Source organism: Nocardioides sp. NPDC101246, from assembly GCF_044767415.1.
In the GTDB taxonomy this organism is placed as follows: domain Bacteria; phylum Actinomycetota; class Actinomycetes; order Propionibacteriales; family Nocardioidaceae; genus Nocardioides.
Map to the genome: position 1 here is coordinate 96,397 of NZ_JBIWNX010000001.1, position 22,615 is coordinate 119,011.

The following is a 22,615-nucleotide window of genomic DNA, read 5'->3' on the forward strand; positions in this document are numbered from 1 at the left end:
ACGATGCGAAATCGCCGCGACTCGACGCGGCGGAACCCCGAGAGGAGCAACCCGTGAAGCTCGGAAAGCAAGGAATCAGCCTTGCGCTCGTCGCAGCCGGCCTGGTGATCACACCGGTCGCCGCGGTCGCCGCGAAACCGGATCCCAGCGGCATCGACCAGCTCAAGGCGGATGCCGACCAGACCGTGACGCTCAAGAAGGAGGGCGCCACCGGCCGGATCGGCTACGCGTCCACCAAGGGCGACCTGCTGCCCGGCGTCGCCGCCGACAGCAAGTCGGAGGCGGCCGAGAAGGCACGCGAGTATCTCGACAAGTACGCCTCGGTCTTCGGTGCCGAGGCCGGCCAGCTCGACCAGTCGAAGGTCAGCACCACCCCGGCCGGGTGGACGGTCGAGTTCGAACAGGCCTACAACGACGTACCGGTCTTCGGTGGCGTCCTCAAGGCCCACGTCGACAAGTCCGGCGACCTGACCTCGGTCAACGGCTTCGCCGCCCCGAACCTCGACCTCAGCACGACCCCGAAGTGGTCGAAGGAGAAGGCCTCCGCCAAGGCGCTCGAGCTGGTGAAGGCGAAGCCGGCCGATGCCCACACCGACAGCACCGTCGACACCACCGGCGTCGAGGTCGTCAAGGCCGACCTCAACATCTACCGCATGGGCGCGGCCCAGGGCGTGAGCGGCAAGAGCCTGCTCGCCTGGGTGATCGAGGTGTCCAACCAGTCGACCGTGCGCGAGACCATCGTGCTCGACGCCGCCAGCGGCAAGCCGGTCAACCGCTACTCGATGCTCCACTCGGCCACCGACCGCGAGCTGGTCGAGAAGCACAACACGCCCGACACGGGCGACGACGCGACCGTCTGGAACGAGAACGACGCCTTCCCGGGCACGCTCGACCAGGACCAGGCCAACGAGGTCGCCACCACCGGCGAGTCCTACTGGCTCTACAAGAACACCTTCGGCCGCGACTCCTACGACGGCGCCGGCGCGAAGATGGTCACGGTCAACAACGACCCGGCGATCTCGTGCCCGAACGCCAACTGGAACGGCGCGACCACCAACTACTGCTCCGGGGTCACCTCCGACGACGTGGTGGCGCACGAGTGGGGCCACGCCTACACCGAGTACACCTCCGGCCTGATCTACCAGTGGCAGCCGGGCGCGCTCAACGAGGCGTACTCCGACATGTGGGGCAACACGGTCGACTTCATCAACGCGCGTGAGAACACCACCGACGACGTGGCCCGTACGGACGGCCACTGCTCCTCGTCGACGCGTGGCGCGATCGAGCTGACGATCAACTCCCCCGCCGACGTCGCGGGCGCCTGCCCGGCCGCCGCGGCCAGCTTCGGCCCGGTCTTCCCGACCGCGGGCGTGACCTCCGACATCGTCGTGGGCCAGGACGACCCCGCTGACGGCAGCCCGACCAACGGCTGTGGCACCTTCACCAACGCCGCCGACATCGCCGGCAAGTTCGTCTTCGTCGACCGCGGCGTCTGCGCCTTCACCCAGAAGGTCGCCAACGCGTCCGCCGCCGGCGCCGAGGGCATCGTGATCGGCTTCCTGGAGGGCCAGCCGATCGGTTCGATCGCCGGCAACGCCGACATCTACGGCGCGACGACCGACTACGCCACCGGCCAGAAGATCAAGAACGCCACCGGCCCGGTCAACATCACCATCAAGGACACCTCGACCGAGTCCAAGGACGAGTCCGTACGCTGGCTGATGGGTGAGGACTCGACCGCCTTCGGCGGCGCGATCCGCGACATGTGGAACCCGAACTGCTACGGCGACCCGGCCAAGGTCTCCGACGAGGAGTACCACTGCGACGGCGCCACCGACTCCGGCGGCGTACACACCAACTCCGGCGTCATCAACCACCACTACGCCCTGCTCGTGGACGGCGGCTCCTACAACGGCGCCACCGTGGCGGGCATCGGCCTGGACAAGGCCGCCAACCTGATCTGGCACGCCCAGACCAACTACCTGACGCCGACCTCGGGCTTCCCCGAGTACGCCCAGGCGATGGTCTCCTCGTGCGCCGACCTGACCGGCGTGACCACCCTCAAGAAGCTCACCCTGGGCACCTCGACGCCGCAGACCGGCGGCGGCGAGACCCCGGGTGGCGAGGCCGAGGCTCCGGCTCTGGAGCCGATCACGGCCACGGACTGCTTGTCGGTCGTGGCGGCCAACACGGCCACCGAGCTCACCACCGAGCCGGTCCAGTGCAACTTCGGTCCGATGCTCGACCCGAACACCCCCGCCCTGTGCGGCGAGGGCACGTCGACGGTCACGACCTACACCGAGGACTTCGAGGACGGTCTGACCGGTTGGACCCAGGACGCCGAGGCTCTGGTCGCCGGCAACGACTACCCCTGGGAGACCTTGAGCGACGTCGAGGGCAACGAGACGAAGGCGGCATGGGGCCCCGACCCCGTCGAGGGCCAGTGCGGTGACCCGGCCGGTGACATCACCAGCCGCAACGGCCTGATCTCCCCGGAGATCACGGTGCCCAAGGGTCTGACGCCTCGGTTCACCTTCGACCACTCGGTACGCACCGAATCGACGTGGGACGGCGGCAACGTCAAGGTGTCGGTCAACGGCGGCGACTTCGCGCTCGTCGACCAGGCTGCGTACCTCTTCAACGCACCTGGCGCCACGATGGCCGACGGAAGCGGCTACCTCCAGGGCGAGGCTGCCTGGACGGGCACCGACGGCGGCAAGTTCACCGGCCAGTGGGGCACGACGATCATCGATCTCGACGCGGTCGCCGACGCCGGGGACAAGGTGAAGTTCCGCTTCGACATGGCTCGCGACGGCTGCAACGGCGTCGAGGGCTGGGCCGTCGACAACGTCTCGGTGAGCTACTGCACCGAGAAGGCGGTCCCGGAGATCACCGCCACCTCGCCCAAGCACGGCAAGGTCGAGATCACCGTCGACGGCGAGCGCGCCTCCGGCGAGATCGTCGTCTACGAGAAGGGCCACCGGGTCGGACGCTTCCGCCTGAAGCACGAGGAGGCGACGTTCCGTGCCTGGCGCGGCACGCACACCTACAAGGTCGTCTACTCGGGTGACCGGAAGAACGAGGCGATCACCGAGACGGTGACCGTCAAGGTCAGGTAGCCCGTAGCACCGCTCAGGGGCCCCGCCGGAAACTCCTTTCCGGCGGGGCCCTCTGTGTCCCTAGACTCACGCCATGCGTGGAACGATCCTGACCATGGGCGGTGGCGGCTTCTCGATGCCGGAGGTGCACGGGCGGGACGTCTCGCCCATCGACGCCGAGCTCGACCGGCTGAGCGGGAAGGAACGGCCCAAGGTCTGCTTCATCGGCACCGCGAGCGGCGATGCGGACAGCTACCACGACAAGTTCCTCGCCGCGTACGCCGATCGTTCCGAGGCGAAGGTGCTGTCGCTGTTCAACAAGGCACCCGAGGGCCACGCCCTCCCGATCGACGACCTCGAGCAGCTGCTCGACCAGGACATCGTCTACGTCGGCGGCGGCTCCACCGCCAACCTGCTCGCGGTGTGGCGCCTGCACGGCCTGCCCGCGCTGCTGGAGAAGGCCGCCGCCGGCGGGGCCATCCTGGCCGGGATATCGGCCGGGGCCAACTGCTGGTACGAGGCGTCCTCGACCGACTCCTTCGGCCCCACCGCGCCGCTCCCCGACGGACTGGGCTTCCTCCCCGGTTCGTTCTGCCCGCACTACCTCGGCGAGGAGGACCGGCGCGAGACGTACGTCCGGTTCGTCGGCTCCGGGGCGCTGCCCTCCGGCTACGCGGCCGATGACGGCGTCGCCCTGCTGTGGCGCGACGGCGAGCTGGTGGAGGCGATCAGCGAGCGGCCCGACGGAGTCGCCTATGCCGTCGGGCCGGACGGGGAGACCCCGCTCGACGTGAGGGTTCTCGACTAGAGCGCGTTTCGGAATGCGGCGCCGAGTCAGGCGTCGTCCAGGTCGTGGCCCGGCAAGGCGCCGCCGCGAAGGGCTACCGGGCGTAACGCGAGCGGCGGCAACGCCGCCGGGGCGCGGCCTGGGCGGCGCCTGGCCGGCGCTTCCGCATTCCGAAACGCGCTCTAAGGGACGTAGAGCAGGGCGTACGTCGCGAGGTGGCAGAACCCGAAGAGCGCGGGCGCCCACACCTCGACATTGCTCATCGGCAGGTAGCGAGAGCTGTCGCGACCGAGGCCGACGGCCGACCACTCCGCGACACCGGGGGCCGCGGGGAGCTGCTTCTCGAGGTGGGAGATGACGGAGTACTTCCCGCTGGCCATCTGCCGGTAGGAGCGGATGATCCAGAACCAGCCGAGGCACGAGCCGAGGGCGGCGATCAGGGCGACCGTGAAGATCCAGGGCCGTTCGGGCGCGCTGGCCACGAGCGCCGTGCCCGCGACCAGGAGTCCGACGTTGAGGACCAGCAGGAACGCGCTGGTGAGCGTACGCCGCACGCTGAGCCGCTCGGCCTCGGCGACGTAGAGCTTGTACTGGTCGAAGAGGACCGCGCGGTCACCGCTGGAGAGCACGTCGGGCGGCAGCACCCACAGACCCTCGGCGAGCGCCGACGGGTTCGGCTTGTTGGCGGTCACATAGCTGCGCACCGCGGTCGGCGACGCAGCTCCGGGAATCAACTCGTTCTCCATAGTGCCTAGTTGTCTACCGGTCCCGGCGGGTGATGTCCATACGACATCCGTCACCGTGGTCCAGGTGTGGCCGAGGTGTGAACTAGCGGAGATCGCGCAGCGCGGCGGCTGCCTCGTCGACGCACTCGGGCAGAGTCAGGTCGGTGACGCCGGATACCCACCGGGAGAACGCCGCCTGGAAGACTGCTACGGCCGTATGGGCGGCCAACGCGGCGGTCGGCTCGCCGACGCCCCGCTCGGCGAGCGCGACCTGCGCGGCGGTCGTCATCGCGGCCATCTTGAGCAGCTCACGCTCCTGGAGCGCAGGCGTCGCCTCGACGATCCGGGCGCGCTGGGCCGCCTGCTCGCGGCTGCGCGCCTCGGCAATCCCGACCGCCGCCTCGCGTACGCCGTCGAGCACCATCTGCAGCGGGCTCTCCTCCTCGTCGGCGGCGACGATCGCCTTGACGACCACCTCGTCGAGCGTGATCGGACCGGCGAAGAGCACCTCGCGCTTGTCGGCGAAGTGACGGAAGAAGGTGCGCTCGGTGACCCCGGCGCGGGCCGCGATGTCGCCGGCGGTCGTCCCGTCGTAGCCCTTCTCGGCGAACAGGTCGAGGGCAGCCGCCAGCATCCGGCCACGCGCGTCCGGCTCCCATCTCGCCATGGCCCCATCCTAGCGTGATGTCAGTTCATGACATCACGTGCTACCGTTGATGTCAGTAACTGACATAGGAGGAAGCATGAGCACCATCTTCATCACCGGCGCCTCGGGCTGGATCGGCTCGGCGGTCACCGACGAGCTGCTCGCGAACGGATACTCCGTCACCGGCCTGGCCCGCTCCGACGCCAGCGCCGCCGCCCTCGAGGCGAAGGGCGCCGAGGTCCACCGCGGCTCGCTCGACGACCCCGAGACCCTGGCCGCCGCGGCCAAGGCCTCCGACGGCGTGATCCACCTGGCCTTCAAGCACGACTTCACCGACTACGCCGGCGCCGGCCACACCGAGCGCGCGACGGTCGAGGCGATGCTCGACGCGATCGAGGGCACCCAGAAGCCCTTCCTGCTCGCCTCCGGCCTGGTCGGAGACGTCACCGGGCGGGCGTTCACCGAGGACGACGCCAACCCCAACCACGGCCCCGACTCAATGCGAGGCGGCAGCGAGAACCTCGCGCTCGGCTACGCCGAGAGAGGCGTACGTCCTGTGGCACTGCGCTTCGCGGCCTCGGTCCATGGCGAGGGCGGCGACCACGGCTTCGTCGCGGTCCTGTCCTCGATCGCCCGGCAGCACGGCGTCTCGGGCTACCTCGGCGACGGCCGGAACCGGTGGCCCGCGGTGCACCGCACCGACGCCGCCCGGATGGTGCGGCTCGCGCTGGAGAAGGCCCCGGCGGGCTTCCGTGCCCACGCCGCGACCGAGGAGGGCATCCCCACCCGGGACATCGCCGAGGCGATCGGCCGACGCCTCGGGCTCCCGACCGCCTCGATCGACCCGGCAGAGGCGGAGTCCCACTTCGGCTGGCTCAGCACCTTCTTCGGGTTCGACGCCTGGGCGAGCTCCGAGAAGACCCGCGAGACCCTCGCCTGGACCCCGACCGGACCGACCCTGATGGACGACATCGCCTCAGGCGCCTACGACGCCTGAGGAGAACGACGGGACGCTCTGGTCGGTCCACCCGCAGGTGACCGACCAGAGCGTCCCCCTTCGACAAGCTCAGGACATCGCGTCGTATCGCCTCAGATGGCCTTGCCGACAGAGGCCGCGCCGGCGGCCTCGAACTCCTTCAGCAGGCGGCGACGGGTGCGGGTGTCGCCGCGGACCGCCTTGACCAGCTTGACGACCTGCTTGGGGGCGTTGCGCACGTTGGTGGACTCGAGGAAGCCGTTGGGCAGCGAGAGACGCACGACCTTGTGCCACGCGGAAGCGACCTGCTGCGGCATCGGCGCGGTGTGGTAGTTGAGGCCGTACTTGTCGAAGAGCGCGCGGACCTTCGGGGCGATCTCGGCGTAGCGGTTCGAGGGCAGGTCCGGGAAGATGTGGTGCTCGATCTGGTGGGACAGGTTGCCGGTCATCACGTGCAGGAACTTCGAGCCGGAGATGTTGGCCGAGCCGAGCATCTGCCGGACGTACCACTCACCGCGGGTCTCGTTCTCCGGGATGTCCTTGAGCTCGAAGGTCTCGACACCCTCGGGGAAGTGACCACACATGATCACCGAGTGGGTCCAGACGTTGCGGGTGAAGTTGGCGATCACGTTGGCCAGCAGCGTCGTCGGGCCCGACAGGGTCACCATCGAGACGAGCGGGTGGGCGACGTAGTCCTTGAACGCCTGGCGGCGGATCTTGGCGACCGTACGCTTCGCCGCCAGCTGCCACTCGGCAGTCGGACGGCGGCCCTTCTTCTTCTGCCGGATCACTCGGCCGAGCTCGAGATCGTAGGCCGCGATCCCGTACTCGAAGATGCACATGTTGATGAAGTTCATCGCGGGCTGGAACAGGCTCGACGGGGTCCAGCGCTGCTCCTCGTCGACGCGCATGATGCCCCAGCCGAGGTCGTTGTCCTTGCCGACGATGTTCGTGTAGGTGTGGTGCAGCTCGTTGTGGGAGTGCTTCCACCCCTCGCTCGTCGAGGCGTTGTCCCACTCCCACACGGTGGAGTGGATCTTCGGGTCACGCATCCAGTCCCACTGGCCGTGCATGATGTTGTGGCCGATCTCCATGTTGTCCAGGATCTTGGCGATCGAGAGACCGACGGTGCCGACGACGAACGCCGGCGGGAAGATGCTCGCGAGCAGGACGGCACGGGAGCCGAGCTCCAGCGAGCGCTGGATCTTGATGACCTTGTGGATGTAGGCCGCGTCCCGCTCACCGCGGGTGTCGAGGACCTCTTGGCGGATGGCGTCCAGCTCGCGGCCGAGCTGCTCGATGTCGTCACGGGTCAGATGGGCGATCGGGCCGGTGTAGGCCGGAGCGTCAGGTGCGATGGTCATGTCTGTCTCGCTCTCGTCTTGTGGGGGTCAGGAGGCAGGGTGGTCGATGACGCACTCGCCGGCGGCGGCGGAGATGCAGGTCTGGATCGGTACCCCTTCGGGGCCGGTCTCACCCGGGCGGGCGACGGTGAGCTCGCCGTTGCGGAGGTCGCGGACGGCGCCCTCCTTCATCGGGAGCACACAGCCGAAGCAGATGCCCATACGGCAGCCGCTCGGCATGAGGACGCCGGCCTCTTCGGCGGCGTCGAGGATCGGCCTGTCACCAGGTGCGTCGACGGTCTTGCCGGTGAAGGCGACGGTGCCGCCCTCGCTGGTCACGACGGTGGCCAGCCGGAACTGCTCGGTCTGGATCGGCAGCCCGGCCTCGTCGTACCAGGCCTGGAGGTTGTCGAGAAGACCGGCGGGACCGCAGGCGTACGCCTTGCGCTCCCTCAGGTCGGGGACGAGCTCGGTGAGGGTGTCGATGTCGATGCGGCCCTCGGTGCCGGTGTAGCGGGTGACGAGGCGGATCGCGCCGGCCTCGGCGAGGGACTCGAGGTTGCGGATGAAGATCGAGTCCGGGCGGCTGGGGGCGACGTGGACGACCGTGACGTCGAGCCGCTGGTGCTCGACGACGCCCTCGTCGGTGACCGGGAAGAGATTGCGCAGCATCCCGATGACAGGGGTCACGCCGGAGCCGGCGGTGACCATCAGGAACTTGTGGCCGCGCAGGTCGCTGGGCAGGACGAAGTCGCCGGCGGCCTGCTCGAGGTGGACGATCTTGCCGGGACTCAGGCGGCGCACCAGGTGGCTGGAGACCTTGCCGTCGGGCACGGCCTTGACGGTGATCGAGATGAGGCCGTCCTTGCGGGGGCCGTGGGTCAGGGAGTAGGCCCGCCAGTGGCGTACGCCGTTGACGTCGACGCCCACGCGGACGTACTGACCCGGGGTGTGGCCGTTCCAGTCGGCGCCCGGCTTGATCTCGATGGTGGCCGCGTCGGCGGTCTCCGGGATCACCTTGACGACGCGTCCTCGCAGGTCAGCGCCGGGTCGGAGGGGGTTGAACATGTCCAGGTAGTCGGCCGGCGCCAGCGGCGTGGCGATCGTCTCGGCGACCTCCCACACCTTGCGCGAGAGCCTCTCCCGCAGCGCGGGTCGCCTGGGCCCACCAGGGGCGAACAGGGCGGGGGATGTAGAGATCTCAGCCATGCATCCATGGTGCTATTTATTCGAGGTAAACTCCTGTGTTAGCGACGTGAATCTGATAGGCGGATTTATACGTGACGAACAAAAGTTCCCGAGATGTGGCCGCTCTTTCGTCCTATGACGTGCATCTGACGCCTGAGGTCGTCGCCTCGATCCGCGCCGTGCTCCCCCAGGTCGGCGAGGACGTGGTCGCCGCGATCATCGCCGAGGTGCCTCCCTACCAGGACGCGCTCTCGGGACACATGGGCGAGACCATCCGCACCGCGGTGGGCGTGGCGCTGGGCGGCTTCCTCTCACTCGCGTCGGGCGCGAGCCTTCCTGCCGACGTCTCGGCCGCGACCCCGCCGGCCCTCCAGGGCGCCTACGACCTGGGTCGCGGCGAGGCCAGGAGCGGGCGCACGATGGAGGCTCTGCTGGCCGCCTACCGCATCGGGGCCCGCGTGGCCTGGCGAGAGCTCGCGGGCAAGGCCGTCGAGGGCGGCATGGCGCCGGCGATGCTGGTGGAGTTCTCCGCGCTGGTCTTCGCCTGGATCGACGAGATCTCGGAGGCCTCGGCGGCCGGGCACGCCGACGAGCGTGCCACGACCGGCCGCGTACGCCGGCAGCTGCGCGAGCGGCTCGCCCGCAAGCTGCTGGCCGAGACCACCCCGGAGGAGCTCGACGACGCGGCCGTACGGGCCGAGTGGACCCCGCCCAGCACGCTGACCGCCGTGCTCGTCCCCAACTCCCAGGTCGGCACCATCCTCGCCAAGGTCAACCAGGGCACCCTCGAGCACGACGACCTGCGTGACCTCGACGACCACACCCTGCTGCTCGTCCCGGACGCACACGGTCGCCGGCGCCGAGCGCTGATGAAGGCGCTGGAGGGTCGCCGGTCGGTCGCCGGACCGGCCAAGCCCTGGCGTGAGGCCCGGGTCTCCTACGAGCGCGCACGCCGCGCCCAGAGCGCGGGCCTCGGCTCCGACACCGAGCAGCACCTCGTCGAGCTGGTCCTCTCCGCCGACACCGACGCCCGCGAGGACCTGCGCGCCCAGGTCCTCGCCCCGTTGGCCGACCTGCGCCCCGCCACCGCCGAGAAGCTCACCGAGACCCTCCGCTCCTGGCTCCTCCACCAGGGCCGGCGCGACGAGGTCGCCGCCGAGCTCTTCATCCACCCCCAGACCGTCCGCTACCGGATGGGTCAGCTGCGCGACGTGTACGGGGACCGGTTGGACGACCCCGCCACCCTCCTCGCGCTCACCGTCGCCCTGGGCTGACCACCTCGAACCCGAGCTCTTCGGCGACCCTGGCCAGGTTGACGTCGTACGTCAGGAACTGCTCGACCGCCTCCTCGCCCTCGGCTTCGTCGGCGAGGAGAAGAGCCGTGGCCAGGTGAATGGAGTCGAGCGACTTGATGACCTGCTTGATCTCCTTCGCCTCCTCGATCACCTCGGGCAGAATTCCCATCCGGTGCACGCTCGCCACGATCCGGTCCGCCATCGCCTGATCGATGCCCAGCCGGACACAGACACGCGCAAGCTCGACGTCAAGAAGATCCGACGAGATCAACCGGTCGCCGCGATCCTTCAGCATCCGCAGGTGGTCTCGTAGAGGCGAACGCTCCGGCTCATCGAGAAGAAGCTTCGCCGCCGCCGACGTATCCACATAGGCGAGCATCAGATGGTGTCCGCTCGGAGCTCGGCAAGGACATCGTCCAAGTTCTCCGACCGGGTGACCGGCTCGACGTCCAGCAGACCCCAGTCGTCCTTGCTCGGCGGTCGAATCTGCCCCAGGGCGACCAGCCGATCGAACTTGCCCGTCGGCGCAGGAACGAGCATCGCCACCGGCCGACCATGATCGGTCACGATCAGAGATTCGCCACTCTGAACGCGCCTCAGGACTCGTCCAGTCTGCTGGTTCAGCTCACCCACCCGCACTTCGCTCATGATTCGAGTGTAGGCCGTTCAGTAGAATTTTTCTACGACGAGGCCGCCTAGCCCCGCGGGTCCTCGCCGACGAGGCCGTCGATGGACTCGCGGATGAGGTCGGCGTGGCCGGTGTGGCGGGCGTACTCCTCGATCATGTCGGCGACGTAGCGGCGGGCGTTGGACTCGACGTGCCACTCGGGGTTGGTCGACAGCGTGTCCATGCCGTCCTTGGCGATGGCCTCGGCGATCGACCGGCGGGACCTGGCGACCGCACCCTCCCAGAGCTCCATCAGACCGTCGGCGGTGTCCTCGGCCTCCGTCTTCCAGTCCCAGCCCTCGTCGTCCGGGCCATACCGCGCCCAGACGTCCGGATAGCCCTTGTCGGCGAGGACGGCGGTGAAGTAGTGGTCCTCGCAGAGCGCGAGGTGCTTGAGGAGCCAGCCGAGCGTGATCTTCGAGGGCTCCAGGCGCTGGCGCAGCTGCTCGTCGGTGAGCCCGCCGCACTTCCAGGCGAACGTACGCCGGATGCGGTCGAGGGTGCTGAGCAGCGTCCCGGTCTCGTCCATGACGGGCGTCATCTCGAGCGGCTGGGTGGCGTCGGTGGTGGTCATGACGCTCACGCTAGGGCGGGTTCCGGACGTACGCCTTCCGCTATCTCCGACCCTTGACCTCAACTCGACTTGAGCACCGATGCTGGGGGCATGAGGTTCACCGACACCCAGCTCCGCTACCTCCGCAGCCAACTCCTCGGCAGGCTCGCGACCCTGGCCCCCGACGGCGGCCTGCAGAACAACCCCGTCGGGTTCAAGATCGACGAGGAGCACCGGATCCTGATCGGCGGCCACCAGATGGGCAGGTCCCGGAAGTTCCGGAACGCCCAGAAGCACAACCGGGTGGCGTTCGTGGTCGACGACCTCGCCTCCACCAACCCCTGGAGGCCACGGATGGTCGAGATCCGCGGCACGGCCGAGGCGCTCACGGACGTCGACCCGCCGATGCGGGGGATGTCGCGCGAGATCCTCCGGATCACCCCGGAGTGGATCAGGGACTACGGCCTCGACTGAGTCAGCGCTTCCGGAACAGCCGGGCCGGCACCAGCGAGAGCGGGTTGATCGCGGCCCGGATCCGCTGCCACCTGGTGCGTGAGTCGGACATCGACGTGCGAAGCGTCCCCACCTGCTCCCAGAAAGCAGCGACCTCGTCGTCGTCAGGACCGGACTCGCCGAACATGGTGTTGTCGGTGAGCAGCGCCAGCCCCGGCGCACCGTCCATGCCCGGGGACGCGGACAGCGTGGATGCCTGCTCGCGGCGGGTGGCCCCGGCGGGCACGCCCACCCCGAAGTCGCGGGCGTGGTCGAGCGTCTCGCGCCAGCCACCGGAGAGTCGGGCGACCGGGGTCCCGCGCGTCCGCCGGCGATGTCGCCGCCAGATCTTGGCGCCGATGATCGCCCCGCACACGGCGGCGATGAGCAGCAGCGGGATGCCGACGTAGGTGAAGACGGCGACCAGCCAGCCGGGCAGCGTGAACCCGTCGGGCCGTGAGTTGGCCTTCTGGTTGACAGACTCGTCCAGCGGGTCACCGGAGGTCGCGGGCGGGCGCACGGGCGCCGGCGGCGGGACGACCTTGCCGGTGACGAGCTCCTCGGGCTGGGGAGCGTTCTGCTCGGGCGGCTTCTCGGTGTTCATGAACTCGGACCAGTCCAGGGTGGCCCAGGACCCGTCCGACATCCTCAGCTCGACCCAGGCGTGCATGTCCTTGCCCTGGACGACACCGTCGGAGCCGACGACCGCACCCAGGACGACACGGGCCGGCACGCCGACCTGGTTGGCCAGGATCGCCATCAGCGCGGCGTACTGCTCGTCGTTGCCGGCGAGCTGGCCGCCCTTGGCGGTGAAGTCGGCGAGGCGACGTAGCGTGTGACCGGCCGGGTACTGCTGATTCGGGGGCTCCCCGTCGGTGTAGGTGCCCTCCTCCTTCAGCTTCGAGGCCACCGCGAGCGCGTTGGTGATCGGTGAGTCACCACCACCGGCGTACTCGGCGGCGAGCGCCTGGAACTGGGCGGCCTCGTCGCCGATCGGCGACCCGCCGGACCAGGTCTCGCTCTTCTCGCCGACCTTCTCGTCGGCGGCCGAGGCGGTGAAGGAGTAGGAGTCGCCGGGCTTCAGCGCCGACGGCAGGACTCCGGTGGAGGTCGCCAGGTTGTAGCGGAACGAGTCGGAGTCGGGGCCGTCGAACGAGATGTGCGTGAGCGCGGTCGGCAGCGGCACCCAGACGCCGCCGAAGTCCTCCCCGATCGTGATCGTCCCGCGCACCTGCTTGCCGTCGGCGAGCGGGTTGCGCAGCGTCGAGCTGATCTTCTGGAAGGTGTCCTCGGGACCTTCGGTCTCGCCGGAGTCGTTGGCCGCACGCCAGACGGTGCCGTCGTACGAGTCCATCGCCGCGACCCGGACCCGGGTGCCCTCGGGCAGGCCCGAGACGGTGAACAGGTCCTTCTCGTAGAGCCGGCGGTCGTCCTCCGGCGTCTGGTAGCCCTTGGTGTAGACCCGGAAGCCCGCCAGGGGCGATGGGTACTGGCCGACGTTGAAGGGCGGCTCGATCTCGCCGCGCAGCACGGTGCGCTCGGGCGCGAGACCCGGGAGCAGCGGCCCGGCGAGGAACGCCAGCCCGGCCGCCCCCAGGCACAGGAAGGCACCGATGGCGGTCCGCGAGAGTCGGCGGCCACCAGCCGCGAGGGCACGGGCCCGCATCCCACGGATGCAGAGCCAGGTGATCGCGAGCGCCCCGAAGAGCGCGCCGAGCAGGGCGGTCTTGGACGGGTCCGTCACGCCGAGCAGGATCACTCCGGCCAGCAGCGCGAACGCGACCAGCACCGGCGGCAGAGCCGCCTTCACGCGCAGCGCCAGGGCGAAACCGACACAGCCGGCGACGAGGCCGAGGATGTAGGGGATCGTCAGCAGCGCCCCGCCGTCGACCGGCGGGAGCGTGGTCAGCAGCCGCTTCCAGCCGTGCACGGAGTTGTCGGCGAGCGTGCCGAGCGTGTCGGGGACCGGGAGGAAGGAGAGGTTGCCGAGCCCGTGCAGCGCGACCGCGCCACCGAGCACGAAGAAGGCGGCCAGCATCGCGACGGCCAGCACGACCACCGGCTGTCCGCGGCCGACGAAGGCGATGAGGATCCCGAGCAGCAGCCCGGCGACACCGGCGACCAGGTAGGTCCAGCCGGCGTAGGTGTCGTCGAAGCCGAGGAAGGCGATGGTGCCGAGGAGGAACAGCAGGAGGCCGTCGACGGCATGGTGTCGACTCATCATCCGGACAACCCCTTCGACAGCACGATCGGCAGCTGGTCCAGGTCGGGCAGGGTGAGCATCGGCAGGTCGGCGACGGCCTTGAAGCCGGCGCGCTGCGAGGAGTCGACCCGTACGGCGACGGTGGTGGCGTCGACCGAGAACTGCCCGGCCGCGCGCTGCAGCGCGACGAACTCGGGGTAGCGGCCGGTCACCAGCATCACCAGCGACGCGTCCGGCGCCTGCCGGGCGGCCTCGGCGGTGATCTCGATCAGGTTGGACGGCTGCGGGGTCGCCCGGGAGCAGGCATCCAGGGCCGAGCGCCCTCCCCCGTTCGCCGCGGTGGCCCGCACCATCAGCACGTCGCCGGTCGCGAACGAGACGTCGAACTCGTCCAGGATCCCGCGACGCAGCAGCGAGCCCGCGATCGACATCGCGGTCTCGTACTCCTCCTCGGAGTCGTAGGACATCGGCGAGGAGTCGACGATGACGACGATGTGGGAACGGCGGGTGTCGAGGAACTGGCGCACCAGCAGCTGGCCGTGGCGTGCCGAGGAGCGCCAGTGGATGTGGCGCAGGTCGTCGCCCGGGACGTACTCGCGCAGGGCGTGGAAGGCGAGGTCGCTCATCGAGGTGTTCTGCGCCGTGGTCCCCTCGAGGTCACGGACCAGACCGACCCCGAAGGGCTCCAGGTGAGTGGTGCGGGGGTGGACGAACACCTCGGTGCGGTCGGTCCACTCCTGCACCCGCCGGAAGAGGCCGAGCGGGTCGCCGCGTACGGTCCGGACCGGCCCGACGTCGATCACCCCCCGGCGCTGGGTCGGCACCACGAACAGCTCGGTGTGCTCGGCACCGGGAAGCAGCATCGGCAGGTCGTACGTCACCCCACCGGCTCCGATGGGGAACTCCAGGCTCGTCGAGACGAGCGGTCCGCGCGCCTCGTTGCGGGCGCGCAGCTCGCCGGTCAGCGCCTGACCGACGGCGACGCGCGGCGGCTCGACCACGGTCGCCACCGCGAGCCGGGTGCGCCCGATCATGAAGAAGGCCGCGCCGATCACCAGGAACAGCGCCGCCATCGCCACCACGGCCGCCTCGATCCAGCCGAGCGCGGTCGCGGCGACCCAGGCGAGCGCGCCGAGGAGCAGCACACCCCAGCCGATCGAGGTCACCGTGCCGAACCACGGACGGACCCGGTCGGCGACGAACGAGTAGACCGAACCCGCCCCGGACGCTACCGGGGCGAGTCGTTTCCGCAGGTCAGCAACGAGGTTGCGGGCCTTGCTCATCTCAGGCGACACGCTCGGTGGGAGCCGGGACCGAGGTGAGCAGGTCGCCGATGACGTCCTCGACGGTGACGCCGTTGAACATCGCCTCCGGGTCGAGTATCAGGCGGTGACAGAGCACCGGCTCGGCGAGCGACTTGACGTCGTCGGGCAGCACCTGGGAGCGGCCCTCGGCGAGCGCCCACACCTTGGCCGTGCGCACCAGGGCGAGGCAGCCACGCATCGAGGCCCCGAGGCGGATGTGCTTGTGGCGACGCGACTCGTCGATCAGCGCGGAGACGTACGCGACGATCGCGGGGTCGATGTAGACCTGATCGGCCATCTCGGCCATCTGGGTGACCGTCGGGGCGGTGATGATCGGGGTGACCAGCGTGGCCCGGTCGCGGACCGAGGAGTTCATCAGCAGCTCGACGGTGGCGTTCTGGTCGGGGTAGCCGACTGACGTCTTCATCAGGAAACGGTCCAGCTGCGCCTCGGGCAGCCGGTACGTCCCGGCCTGCTCGATCGGGTTCTGGGTCGCGATCACCATGAACGGCCGGCCGACCTCGCGGGTGGCACCGTCGACGGTGACCCGGCCCTCCTCCATGACCTCCAGCAGCGCCGACTGCGTCTTCGGGGACGCACGGTTGATCTCGTCGGCGAGCACGATCGAGTGGAAGATCGGGCCGGGGTGGAACTCGAAGGCGCCCTTGCCCTGGTCGTAGACGGTCACACCGGTCACGTCGCTCGGGAGGAGGTCGGGCGTGAACTGGATGCGGGCGTGCGACCCCTGGACCGTGTTGGCCAGCGCGCGGGCCAGCTGGGTCTTGCCCGTGCCCGGGTAGTCCTCGAGGAGCAGGTGGCCCTCGGAGAGCAGCGCGGTGAGCACCAGGCGGATCACGTTGCGCTTGCCCAGCACAGCCTTCTCGACATTGTCGGCGAGCTTCTCGAAGGTCTCGTGGAACCAGCGCGCTTGCTCCTGCGTGACGGTCATTTCTTCTCTCCTACCACGTAACGTTCTTCGAAAGGTTGGGTCGCCCGGAGGTCGTACAGGTCACTCGGAACGGGGTGTTGGCGCCGACCCAGCCGCGGCCGCTGCCCGTGCCCTTGCCGTTGCTCCCGATGTTCACATTCCACCGCGAGGTGGTGGAGTTCGTGCTGCACTCCCAGGTCTTGCCCGGGAAGGCGAGGTCGGTGATGGTGGAGCCGACGTACCAGCACGTGCCGCCGCAGGCCACGTCCGGCTCGGGGCAGGATGCGCCCGTGCACTCGCCGGCCTTGTTCACCTCGAGGACCGGGTCCGGCGGCGGGTCGGTCCGGACCGTCACCGAGTCGGACTTGCTGGACCTGCCCGAGTCGCTGATCGTCACCGTGTAGGTGTAGGAGGTGTTCCACTCCGGCGCCGTGTCCGTGCCCGATCGGCTGCCCGAGCCGGTGCCGGTGGTGAACTGGGCGACCTCGGTGCCACCACGCTTGACGGTGACGGTCGCTGCCTTGCCGTTGGGGTTGTAGCTGACGTTCCAGTTGACCTTGTTGCCGTCCACGCTCGCCGAGATCGACGGCGTGCCCAGCGGACCGTAGGTGGTCACGTTCTTCGACGACCAGGCACCGCAGGACGCCCCGGCCCCGGTGCCGCCGGCGGAGTCGTTGCAGGCGCGCAGCTGCACGGTCGTCGAGGTGCCGTTGGTGAAGCCGGTGATCGTCTTGGTCTGCTGACCGGCGCCGTCGGGCGAGTAGGTCCAGCTCCCGCAGGAGGAGCCGCCACGCTGGCACTCGACCCGGTTGGTCTTGCCGTGCGAGGCCTGCGGCGTGAAGACGATCTCAGCCGTGCCGTTGGCCCCGGTCGGGGTCGCGCTGGCGAAGGAGACCGCCTCGGGCGTCGCCGCCGCCTCGACCGTGCCGCCGGCGGAGTAGCTGGAGATGTGCGCCTCCGGCGAACCACCGGAGCCGGTCTCGCGGGGCGAGGTCGCCTCCGCGTTGCGGGCCCTGACGGCGTACGTGTAGATCGTGCCGTCGTTGGCGACGTCGTCGCGGCAGCTGGTCTCGGTCACCCAGGAGCAGACGATCTTCTCGCCGGTGCCGCCGGTGCGGCGTACCTCGTAGGTGACCGGCGCCGGGCCGTTGGCCGCGACCGGGCTCCACGAGACGGTCACCGCCTTGCCGGAGTTGTTGGCGGTGTTGGCCCACTCGAAGGTCGGCGTCGCCGGGGTGTCCGGCTTGCCGGCACCCATCCCCTCGACCGTCGCCGTCGGGCCCTTGTTGGTCTTGACGCCCTTGTCGTTGAGCGGCACGACGGTGAACTGCACCGGGTCGCCGTTGGAGCTGACCGCCGCCGGATAGGTCGTCTGACCTGCGGAGATGTCCTTGATACCGCCGCCCGGCCAGCTGATCCGGTACTTCTGCACGTCCGAGCAGTCGCACGCGGCCGGCTTGCTCCAGCTCAGCTCGACCTTGTGGTCGCGCTGGCGGGTCACGCGGAGGTTCTGCACCGGACCGGTGTAGGCGTCGGGCTCGCCCTCGGCCGAGTTGCTCCACTCGCGGCTCGGGCCCACGGAGTTCACCGCGCGCACCCGGAAGTCGTAGACGACGCCGTTCTTCAGCCCGGTGATCCGGCACGAGGTCGTGGGGCAGTCCTGGACGTGGTCGCCGTTGGCCTCCACCTCGTAGCGCTGGATCGGGTCGTCGCCGTTGTCCTTCGGCGCGTTCCACGACAGCGCGACCACGTTGGAGAGGAAGTCGGAGGTCGTACGCAGCCCCGTCGGCGCACCAGGAACGTCGATGACGTCCACCTCGATGACGCCGGTCGCCTTGACCCGCTTGGAGTCCTTGCCGGAGTCGCTGACCTCGATCGCGTAGCGGTAGTGGCCGTGACCTTCCTCGGGCGTGTTGAAGGTGATCTTCGAGCCACTGGCCTTGCCCATGTCAGGCGAGTCACCGTCGACCGGGTCGAGCTTGGTGATCACGATCTCCTGCGACTCCGACGGCACCGGTGTCTGCAGGTAGTCGGCCAGGTCGATGGCGACCGTCTTACCGGCCTCGGTCTGCAAGGGCTTGATCGGTGAGAGCGACGGAGCCGGCAGCGCGATCACGGTGACCAGGAGCTGACCGGTCGCGTCGGTGCCCTCGACACCGATCTCCAGCGCGCCCTGGGCGCCGGCGTCGGCGCGCTCGGCGGTGAGCCGCAGGCCGCCGTCCTCTGGCTTGACCTCGACACCGTCGAGCCCGTCGCCGACCTCGGCGGTGAAGTCGAGGTCGTCGGCGTCGCCCGGGTCCGCGGTCCACACGTGGCAGATGGCGGCGATGTCGACCAGCGCGCCGTTGCCGCTCTCCGGGACCTCGACCGGGGTGCTCGGACAGTTGATCTCCGGCTCCTCCTTGCCGATCTGGACCGGCAGGGAGATCACCGAGAGGTGGGCGTCCGCGGAGGTGATCTTCTCGCGGTCGGCGACCTCGAAGGTCAGGGTCGCGGGGCCCTTGGTCTCACCGGCGGTGACCTTCACGGTCGTCGCGGTGGTGTCCCCGGTGTTGAGCATGCCCTCGGGCGCGGCCACGATCTTGTCGGTGGTGGTCAGCACCACCGGGTCGCCCTCGGGGTCCTCGACGTACTCGGTGATGTCGACGTTCTTCGTCTCCCCCGGGTTGAGCTGGAGCTCGGAGCCCGGCTTCAGGTAGGGGGCGTCCTTGGGGCGCGCGGGGACGTAGATCGAGCCGACCGCCTGGGCCCCGTCGGGGTCGGTGACCCGGTAGGTCCAGACCCGGGTGGTGTCGCCGACCGGCAGGGTGACCTTGCCGTCGTCGATCTTCGGCTTGGACTCGTCCTCGCCGACCGAGGGACCCTTGACCGCGTCGACGGTGAGGTCCTCGAGCGCGTCGTCGATGTCGGTCACCTTGGTCATCACGTCGACGGTGGTGGTCGAGGAGTCACCCTCCGGGCGGGCGACCACGATCCCGGCCATCGGCGGGTTGTCGTAGCCCTCCTGATAGCGGATCGCCAGCTCGCCGGTGTCCTCGTGAAGACCCGTGGTGGCGCGGTAGGGGATGTGCTGGAACGGCTCCTCGGAGCCACCCTCGACCGTGACGATGCCGTCGGAGCGCTGGGTGACGTTGGAGCCCTCGACCTTGTCGGTGGAGGCCAGGTGCAGCTCGGTCCCCGGCGTACGCAGGTCGTTGGCGAGCACGTCGTAGGTCAGCTTCTTGGTGGGATCGAGCGTGACCAGGTCGTCGACGGCGACCGGACGCTGGGGCGCGCCGGGTGCGACGACGGCGATCCGCACCGTGCCGGTCGCGACGGCACCGAACGGGTCGCTGACCTCGTAGGTGAACTCGTCGGTGCCGGCGGCGTTCGGGAAGGCCTGGTAGGTGATCGTGTTGGCGCCGTGGGCCAGGACGCGGCCGTAGGAGGGCGCACTGTTGATCCGGGTCACCGAGACCGAGTCGCCGTCGGGATCGGTGCCGACCGTCGGCAGCCGCAGCGTGACCTCGTCACCCTGGACGACCCGCGACTCCAGCGCCTTGGGCGCGGGTGCGGAGTTGTCGGCCTTCTTCTTCGGTAGCGGCTTGACGTGGATGCGGATGTTGCCCGAGGAGTGCTCCGCGGAGGGGTCACCGGTGTTCTGCACGACGTAGCGGACGTCGACGTCGACCGGCCCCTTCACGTCGTCGGGGGCGACGTAGCGGACCCGGTTGCCGTCGATGTAGGCCTCGCCGACCGTCGGCTGGCCCAGCACCTGCAGCTGGCCCTTGGTCTCGATGGTCTGGTCGACGACCAGGCCGACAGGGTCACCCGAGGGGGTCGAGTCGTTGTCGAGGACCGGGATCGAGACGGAGTCGGCGGCCCTCACGGTGGCCTCGTCGTCGACCGCCTCCGGGGCGTTCTCGGCGCCGCGCAGGGCCGGACGCTGGCTCACGGTCACCGACCCCTCGGCCTCCGCCGCTCCGTTGCTGATCGTGTAGCGGATCGCCTGGGTGGCCGGGTCCATGTCGGGCTTCGACGCCTGGATCCGCAGCCAGCGCCCGTCGAGCACCGCGACCGTCAGGTCGCTGTCGCCGACCGGCTCGGCGTGGGTCACGGCGAGGAGCCGGCCCCGGGAGTCGTAGTCGTTGGCGAGGACGTCGAGGGTGCGGGTCGAGGTGCCGAGGACGGCGGTCGTGTCCGGGGTCGCGATCGGCTCGTCCGCCGCCTGGGAGGCGGGTTTGACGTCGACCCGGATCTTCGCCGAGGCGGGCTTCGCCGCCCCGAAGCCGGCGTTGTAGCTGAGCTGGTAGGTGCCCGGCGAGCTTCCCCGGGCTCGCACCACGCCGGTCTCCCGGTCGGTGCTGACCTCGAGGCCGCCCTTGGGCGGTACGTCACCGGCGAGGGTGAGGCTCGCGTCGAGGTTGGACGGGTCGGCGCCGGGGATGTCGTTGTCGAGCGGACGGATCGTCACCCAGGAGCCCTGGGTGCCCTCGGCGACGTCGTCCTTCGGCTCGGGGGACGCGGTGTTGGCCCCGGCGACGATGTTGATCCGCACCTTGTCCTTGGACGGCTTGCCGCCGGTGCTGACCTGGTAGCCGAGGCTCTCGTTCCCCGTGGCGTCCGGGGCCGCGGTGTAGCGGACCAGGCCGTCGGGGGTCACGCTCGCCTTGCCCTTGGACGCGGTCGGGGACTGCGCGGTGACCGGGTCGCCGTAGCGCTCGTCGCGCCAGTCGCCGACCACCGGGATCTCCACGGTGCCGCCGGCGGCGACGGTGTAGTCGGTCGGCGTGTAGTGCTCACGCAGCGTCGGCTTGCCGGTGCCGCCCGAGCCCTCGATCTTGAGCTCCACGCTGGCGTCGTCCTGGCCCGCCTTGCCCTTGAGGCCGTCGTCGACGGTGTATTTGAAGCTGGTCTTCTTGCCCTCGGCCGACTCGGGGGCGGTGACCAGGATCGACTGCCGGTCGGGTGCGATGGTGGCCTCGACGCCGTCGACGGAGGCCTTGCCGACCGAGACCACGCTGAGGATCGAGTCCTTGGCCGAGGAGTCGTTGTCGAGGACGTGCAGGACCGTGGTGCGTCCCGCTCGGGCACCGAGCTGGTCGTCCTTGGCCTTCGGCGCCTGAGCGGCCTTGGTCTGCTGCTGCTGCTTGTCCTTGTTCTGGTTCTGCTTCTCGGTCTGCGGCTGGAACGCCTCCCAGTTCGAGATCTTCTTGATGTCGGCGCCGTCGATCTCCCAGACATCGCCGTTGCGCAGGTCGTTGAGCACCAGCTGGCCCCGGTTGATCCGGAACTCGAGCTCGGCGGCCGGGCCGAGGGCCGGGATCTCGCCCAGGACGGGCTCGCCCTCGCCGCACTGGGTCGCCACCGAGCCGGTCGAGCCGTTGGCCCAGGCGCCGAAGACGCAGTCGCCGAGCCGGACCGGCGCGGCGGGGTCGCCCGCCGACTCCGCGACGTGGCGGATCTCGCCGTTGCTCAGCTTGACGGCCTTGAGTCCCGTCGCGTCGCCGACGAGGACCTCCGTGGCCTTGACCGAGGGCTGCTGGAGGACCGCGCTCTCAGCGGTGTCGCCGAAGTCCACGGCGACGTCGGAGCCCTTGGAGGCGCCGAGCAGCCAGCCGGCCTGGTCGAGGGTGATGACGTCGCCGCCGACGACCGTCGCCGAGGTCGGGGTCTCCGCGTACTCCGGAGCCTTCGGGAGCTTGGTCTCCTCGGGGTCGGCGAACCGATCTCCGTCCGGGGCGAAGGCGGTCAGCGTCCGCTTGGCGGCCGAGACGGCGTACGCGGTCCCGTCGGCGCCGATGGCCAGCACCGCGTCGGCGCCGACCGTCTCGGTGGGCTTCGTCGAGCCGGAGAGGTCGGAGAGGTCACCGACGCCGATGGTCGGGTCGACGGAGGTGAGCCAGACCTTGCCGGTCTTCTGCTCGGCGACGCCGATGGTGTTGCCACCCATCACCACGCGGCTGTCCTTCACGGTCACCGCGTCGTCGTCGATGCCCTCGGCGAGCTTGGTGTTGACCGGCGTGATCGTGCGGGCGTCGCGGTCGACGGAGGCCACCGCGATGCCGTTCTGCACCACGTCGAGGCCGGCGCGCTCGGACCTGGACCCGGCCTCGTTGCCCGCCCAGACGACGCCGTCGAGCTGGGCGACGGGGCGGTTCTGCCGGCCGAGGGTGCCCCAGGACTGGTTCGTGACCCAGATGCCGCCGTCGTCGAGATCGGCCTTGTGCACGGGGTAGCCCGTCGACTGGATCGCGTAGATCGTCAAACCGCTCGCAACCACGGCAAGAGCGGCCCAGGACGCGATGGAGGTCCGATGACGCCGCATCCAGCCGGGCGCCATCCCGAAACGTGCCACCAAGACTCTCCCCAAGTCCTTCCATGCCAAATCGGCCAGCCGACGCAAAAAGCCGGGCTTACTCTAGGCGGGC

At 69.8% G+C, this 22,615-nt stretch carries 16 protein-coding genes; 5 read left to right on the forward strand and 11 right to left on the reverse strand.

What is annotated here, in order from left to right; all coding sequences use genetic code 11:
* Nucleotides 1-53: 53 nt before the first annotated feature.
* Complete coding sequence (locus ACIRON_RS00455; protein ID WP_402987469.1) at nucleotides 54-3,119, forward strand: M4 family metallopeptidase; 3,066 nt, start codon at nucleotides 54-56, stop codon at nucleotides 3,117-3,119.
* Nucleotides 3,120-3,192: 73 nt separating this feature from the next.
* Nucleotides 3,193-3,906: a Type 1 glutamine amidotransferase-like domain-containing protein gene (locus tag ACIRON_RS00460; RefSeq protein WP_402987472.1), complete on the forward strand. Its 714-nt coding sequence runs from the start codon at nucleotides 3,193-3,195 to the stop codon at nucleotides 3,904-3,906.
* A gap of 161 nt (nucleotides 3,907-4,067) precedes the next feature.
* Here the strand turns inward: ACIRON_RS00460 and ACIRON_RS00465 are convergent, their stop codons facing one another.
* A complete protein-coding gene (locus tag ACIRON_RS00465; protein ID WP_402987475.1) occupies nucleotides 4,068-4,631 on the reverse strand; it encodes a hypothetical protein in 564 nt (187 codons plus the stop codon).
* 82 nt (nucleotides 4,632-4,713) lie between these two features.
* On the reverse strand, nucleotides 4,714-5,277 hold the full coding sequence (locus ACIRON_RS00470) for a helix-turn-helix domain-containing protein (protein WP_402987478.1): 564 nt from the start codon (nucleotides 5,275-5,277) through the stop codon (nucleotides 4,714-4,716).
* 76 nt (nucleotides 5,278-5,353) lie between these two features.
* Between ACIRON_RS00470 and ACIRON_RS00475 the strand changes: the two genes are divergently transcribed.
* A complete protein-coding gene (locus tag ACIRON_RS00475) occupies nucleotides 5,354-6,253 on the forward strand; it encodes an SDR family oxidoreductase (protein WP_402987481.1) in 900 nt (299 codons plus the stop codon).
* A 92-nt stretch (nucleotides 6,254-6,345) separates the two neighbouring features.
* On the opposite strand, the gene ACIRON_RS00480 is transcribed toward ACIRON_RS00475, so the two are convergent.
* Both ACIRON_RS00480 and ACIRON_RS00485 read right to left on the reverse strand, forming a co-directional pair.
* Nucleotides 6,346-7,596: a fatty acid desaturase family protein gene (locus ACIRON_RS00480; protein ID WP_402987484.1), complete on the reverse strand. Its 1,251-nt coding sequence runs from the start codon at nucleotides 7,594-7,596 to the stop codon at nucleotides 6,346-6,348.
* Nucleotides 7,597-7,623: 27 nt separating this feature from the next.
* Nucleotides 7,624-8,784 (reverse strand): ferredoxin reductase, encoded by a 1,161-nt coding sequence (locus tag ACIRON_RS00485; protein ID WP_402987487.1) that lies wholly within the window; start codon nucleotides 8,782-8,784, stop codon nucleotides 7,624-7,626.
* A gap of 119 nt (nucleotides 8,785-8,903) precedes the next feature.
* Here ACIRON_RS00485 and ACIRON_RS00490 point away from each other — a divergent pair, with 119 nt between their 5' ends.
* The gene (locus ACIRON_RS00490; RefSeq protein WP_402987489.1) at nucleotides 8,904-10,037 is read left to right on the forward strand and encodes a PucR family transcriptional regulator; all 1,134 of its coding nucleotides are present in this window, start codon (nucleotides 8,904-8,906) and stop codon (nucleotides 10,035-10,037) included.
* Here ACIRON_RS00490 and ACIRON_RS00495 read toward each other — a convergent pair.
* From ACIRON_RS00495 to ACIRON_RS00505, 3 genes are read right to left on the reverse strand one after another with little or no spacing between them, the layout of a single operon-like run.
* A complete protein-coding gene (locus tag ACIRON_RS00495; RefSeq protein WP_402987492.1) occupies nucleotides 10,018-10,437 on the reverse strand; it encodes a type II toxin-antitoxin system VapC family toxin in 420 nt (139 codons plus the stop codon). The two genes, ACIRON_RS00490 and ACIRON_RS00495, sit on opposite strands and share 20 nt — an antisense overlap.
* Nucleotides 10,437-10,706: a type II toxin-antitoxin system Phd/YefM family antitoxin gene (locus tag ACIRON_RS00500; protein ID WP_402987494.1), complete on the reverse strand. Its 270-nt coding sequence runs from the start codon at nucleotides 10,704-10,706 to the stop codon at nucleotides 10,437-10,439. The genes ACIRON_RS00495 and ACIRON_RS00500 overlap by 1 nt, the downstream gene beginning before the upstream one ends.
* 47 nt (nucleotides 10,707-10,753) lie before the next feature.
* Nucleotides 10,754-11,299, reverse strand: coding sequence for a DinB family protein (locus ACIRON_RS00505; RefSeq protein WP_402987497.1), 546 nt, complete (start codon nucleotides 11,297-11,299; stop codon nucleotides 10,754-10,756).
* A 90-nt stretch (nucleotides 11,300-11,389) separates the two neighbouring features.
* Here ACIRON_RS00505 and ACIRON_RS00510 point away from each other — a divergent pair, with 90 nt between their 5' ends.
* The gene (locus ACIRON_RS00510) at nucleotides 11,390-11,752 is read left to right on the forward strand and encodes a PPOX class F420-dependent oxidoreductase (RefSeq protein WP_402987499.1); all 363 of its coding nucleotides are present in this window, start codon (nucleotides 11,390-11,392) and stop codon (nucleotides 11,750-11,752) included.
* Between the two features lies 1 nt (nucleotide 11,753).
* Here the strand turns inward: ACIRON_RS00510 and ACIRON_RS00515 are convergent, their stop codons facing one another.
* The 4 genes from ACIRON_RS00515 to ACIRON_RS00530 are packed head-to-tail and all read right to left on the reverse strand — an operon-like array spanning nucleotide 11,754 to nucleotide 22,542.
* On the reverse strand, nucleotides 11,754-13,991 hold the full coding sequence (locus ACIRON_RS00515) for a DUF3488 and transglutaminase-like domain-containing protein (protein ID WP_402987502.1): 2,238 nt from the start codon (nucleotides 13,989-13,991) through the stop codon (nucleotides 11,754-11,756).
* Entirely contained in the window at nucleotides 13,991-15,256 is a 1,266-nt protein-coding gene (locus tag ACIRON_RS00520) for a DUF58 domain-containing protein (protein ID WP_402987505.1), read from the reverse strand. The genes ACIRON_RS00515 and ACIRON_RS00520 overlap by 1 nt, the downstream gene beginning before the upstream one ends.
* Nucleotide 15,257: 1 nt before the next feature.
* Nucleotides 15,258-16,226 carry a MoxR family ATPase gene (locus ACIRON_RS00525; RefSeq protein WP_091045395.1) on the reverse strand — a complete coding sequence of 323 codons (969 nt, stop codon included), beginning with the start codon at nucleotides 16,224-16,226 and terminating at the stop codon, nucleotides 15,258-15,260.
* A 10-nt stretch (nucleotides 16,227-16,236) separates the two neighbouring features.
* Entirely contained in the window at nucleotides 16,237-22,542 is a 6,306-nt protein-coding gene (locus ACIRON_RS00530) for an Ig-like domain-containing protein (protein ID WP_402987510.1), read from the reverse strand.
* Nucleotides 22,543-22,615 lie beyond the last annotated feature (73 nt).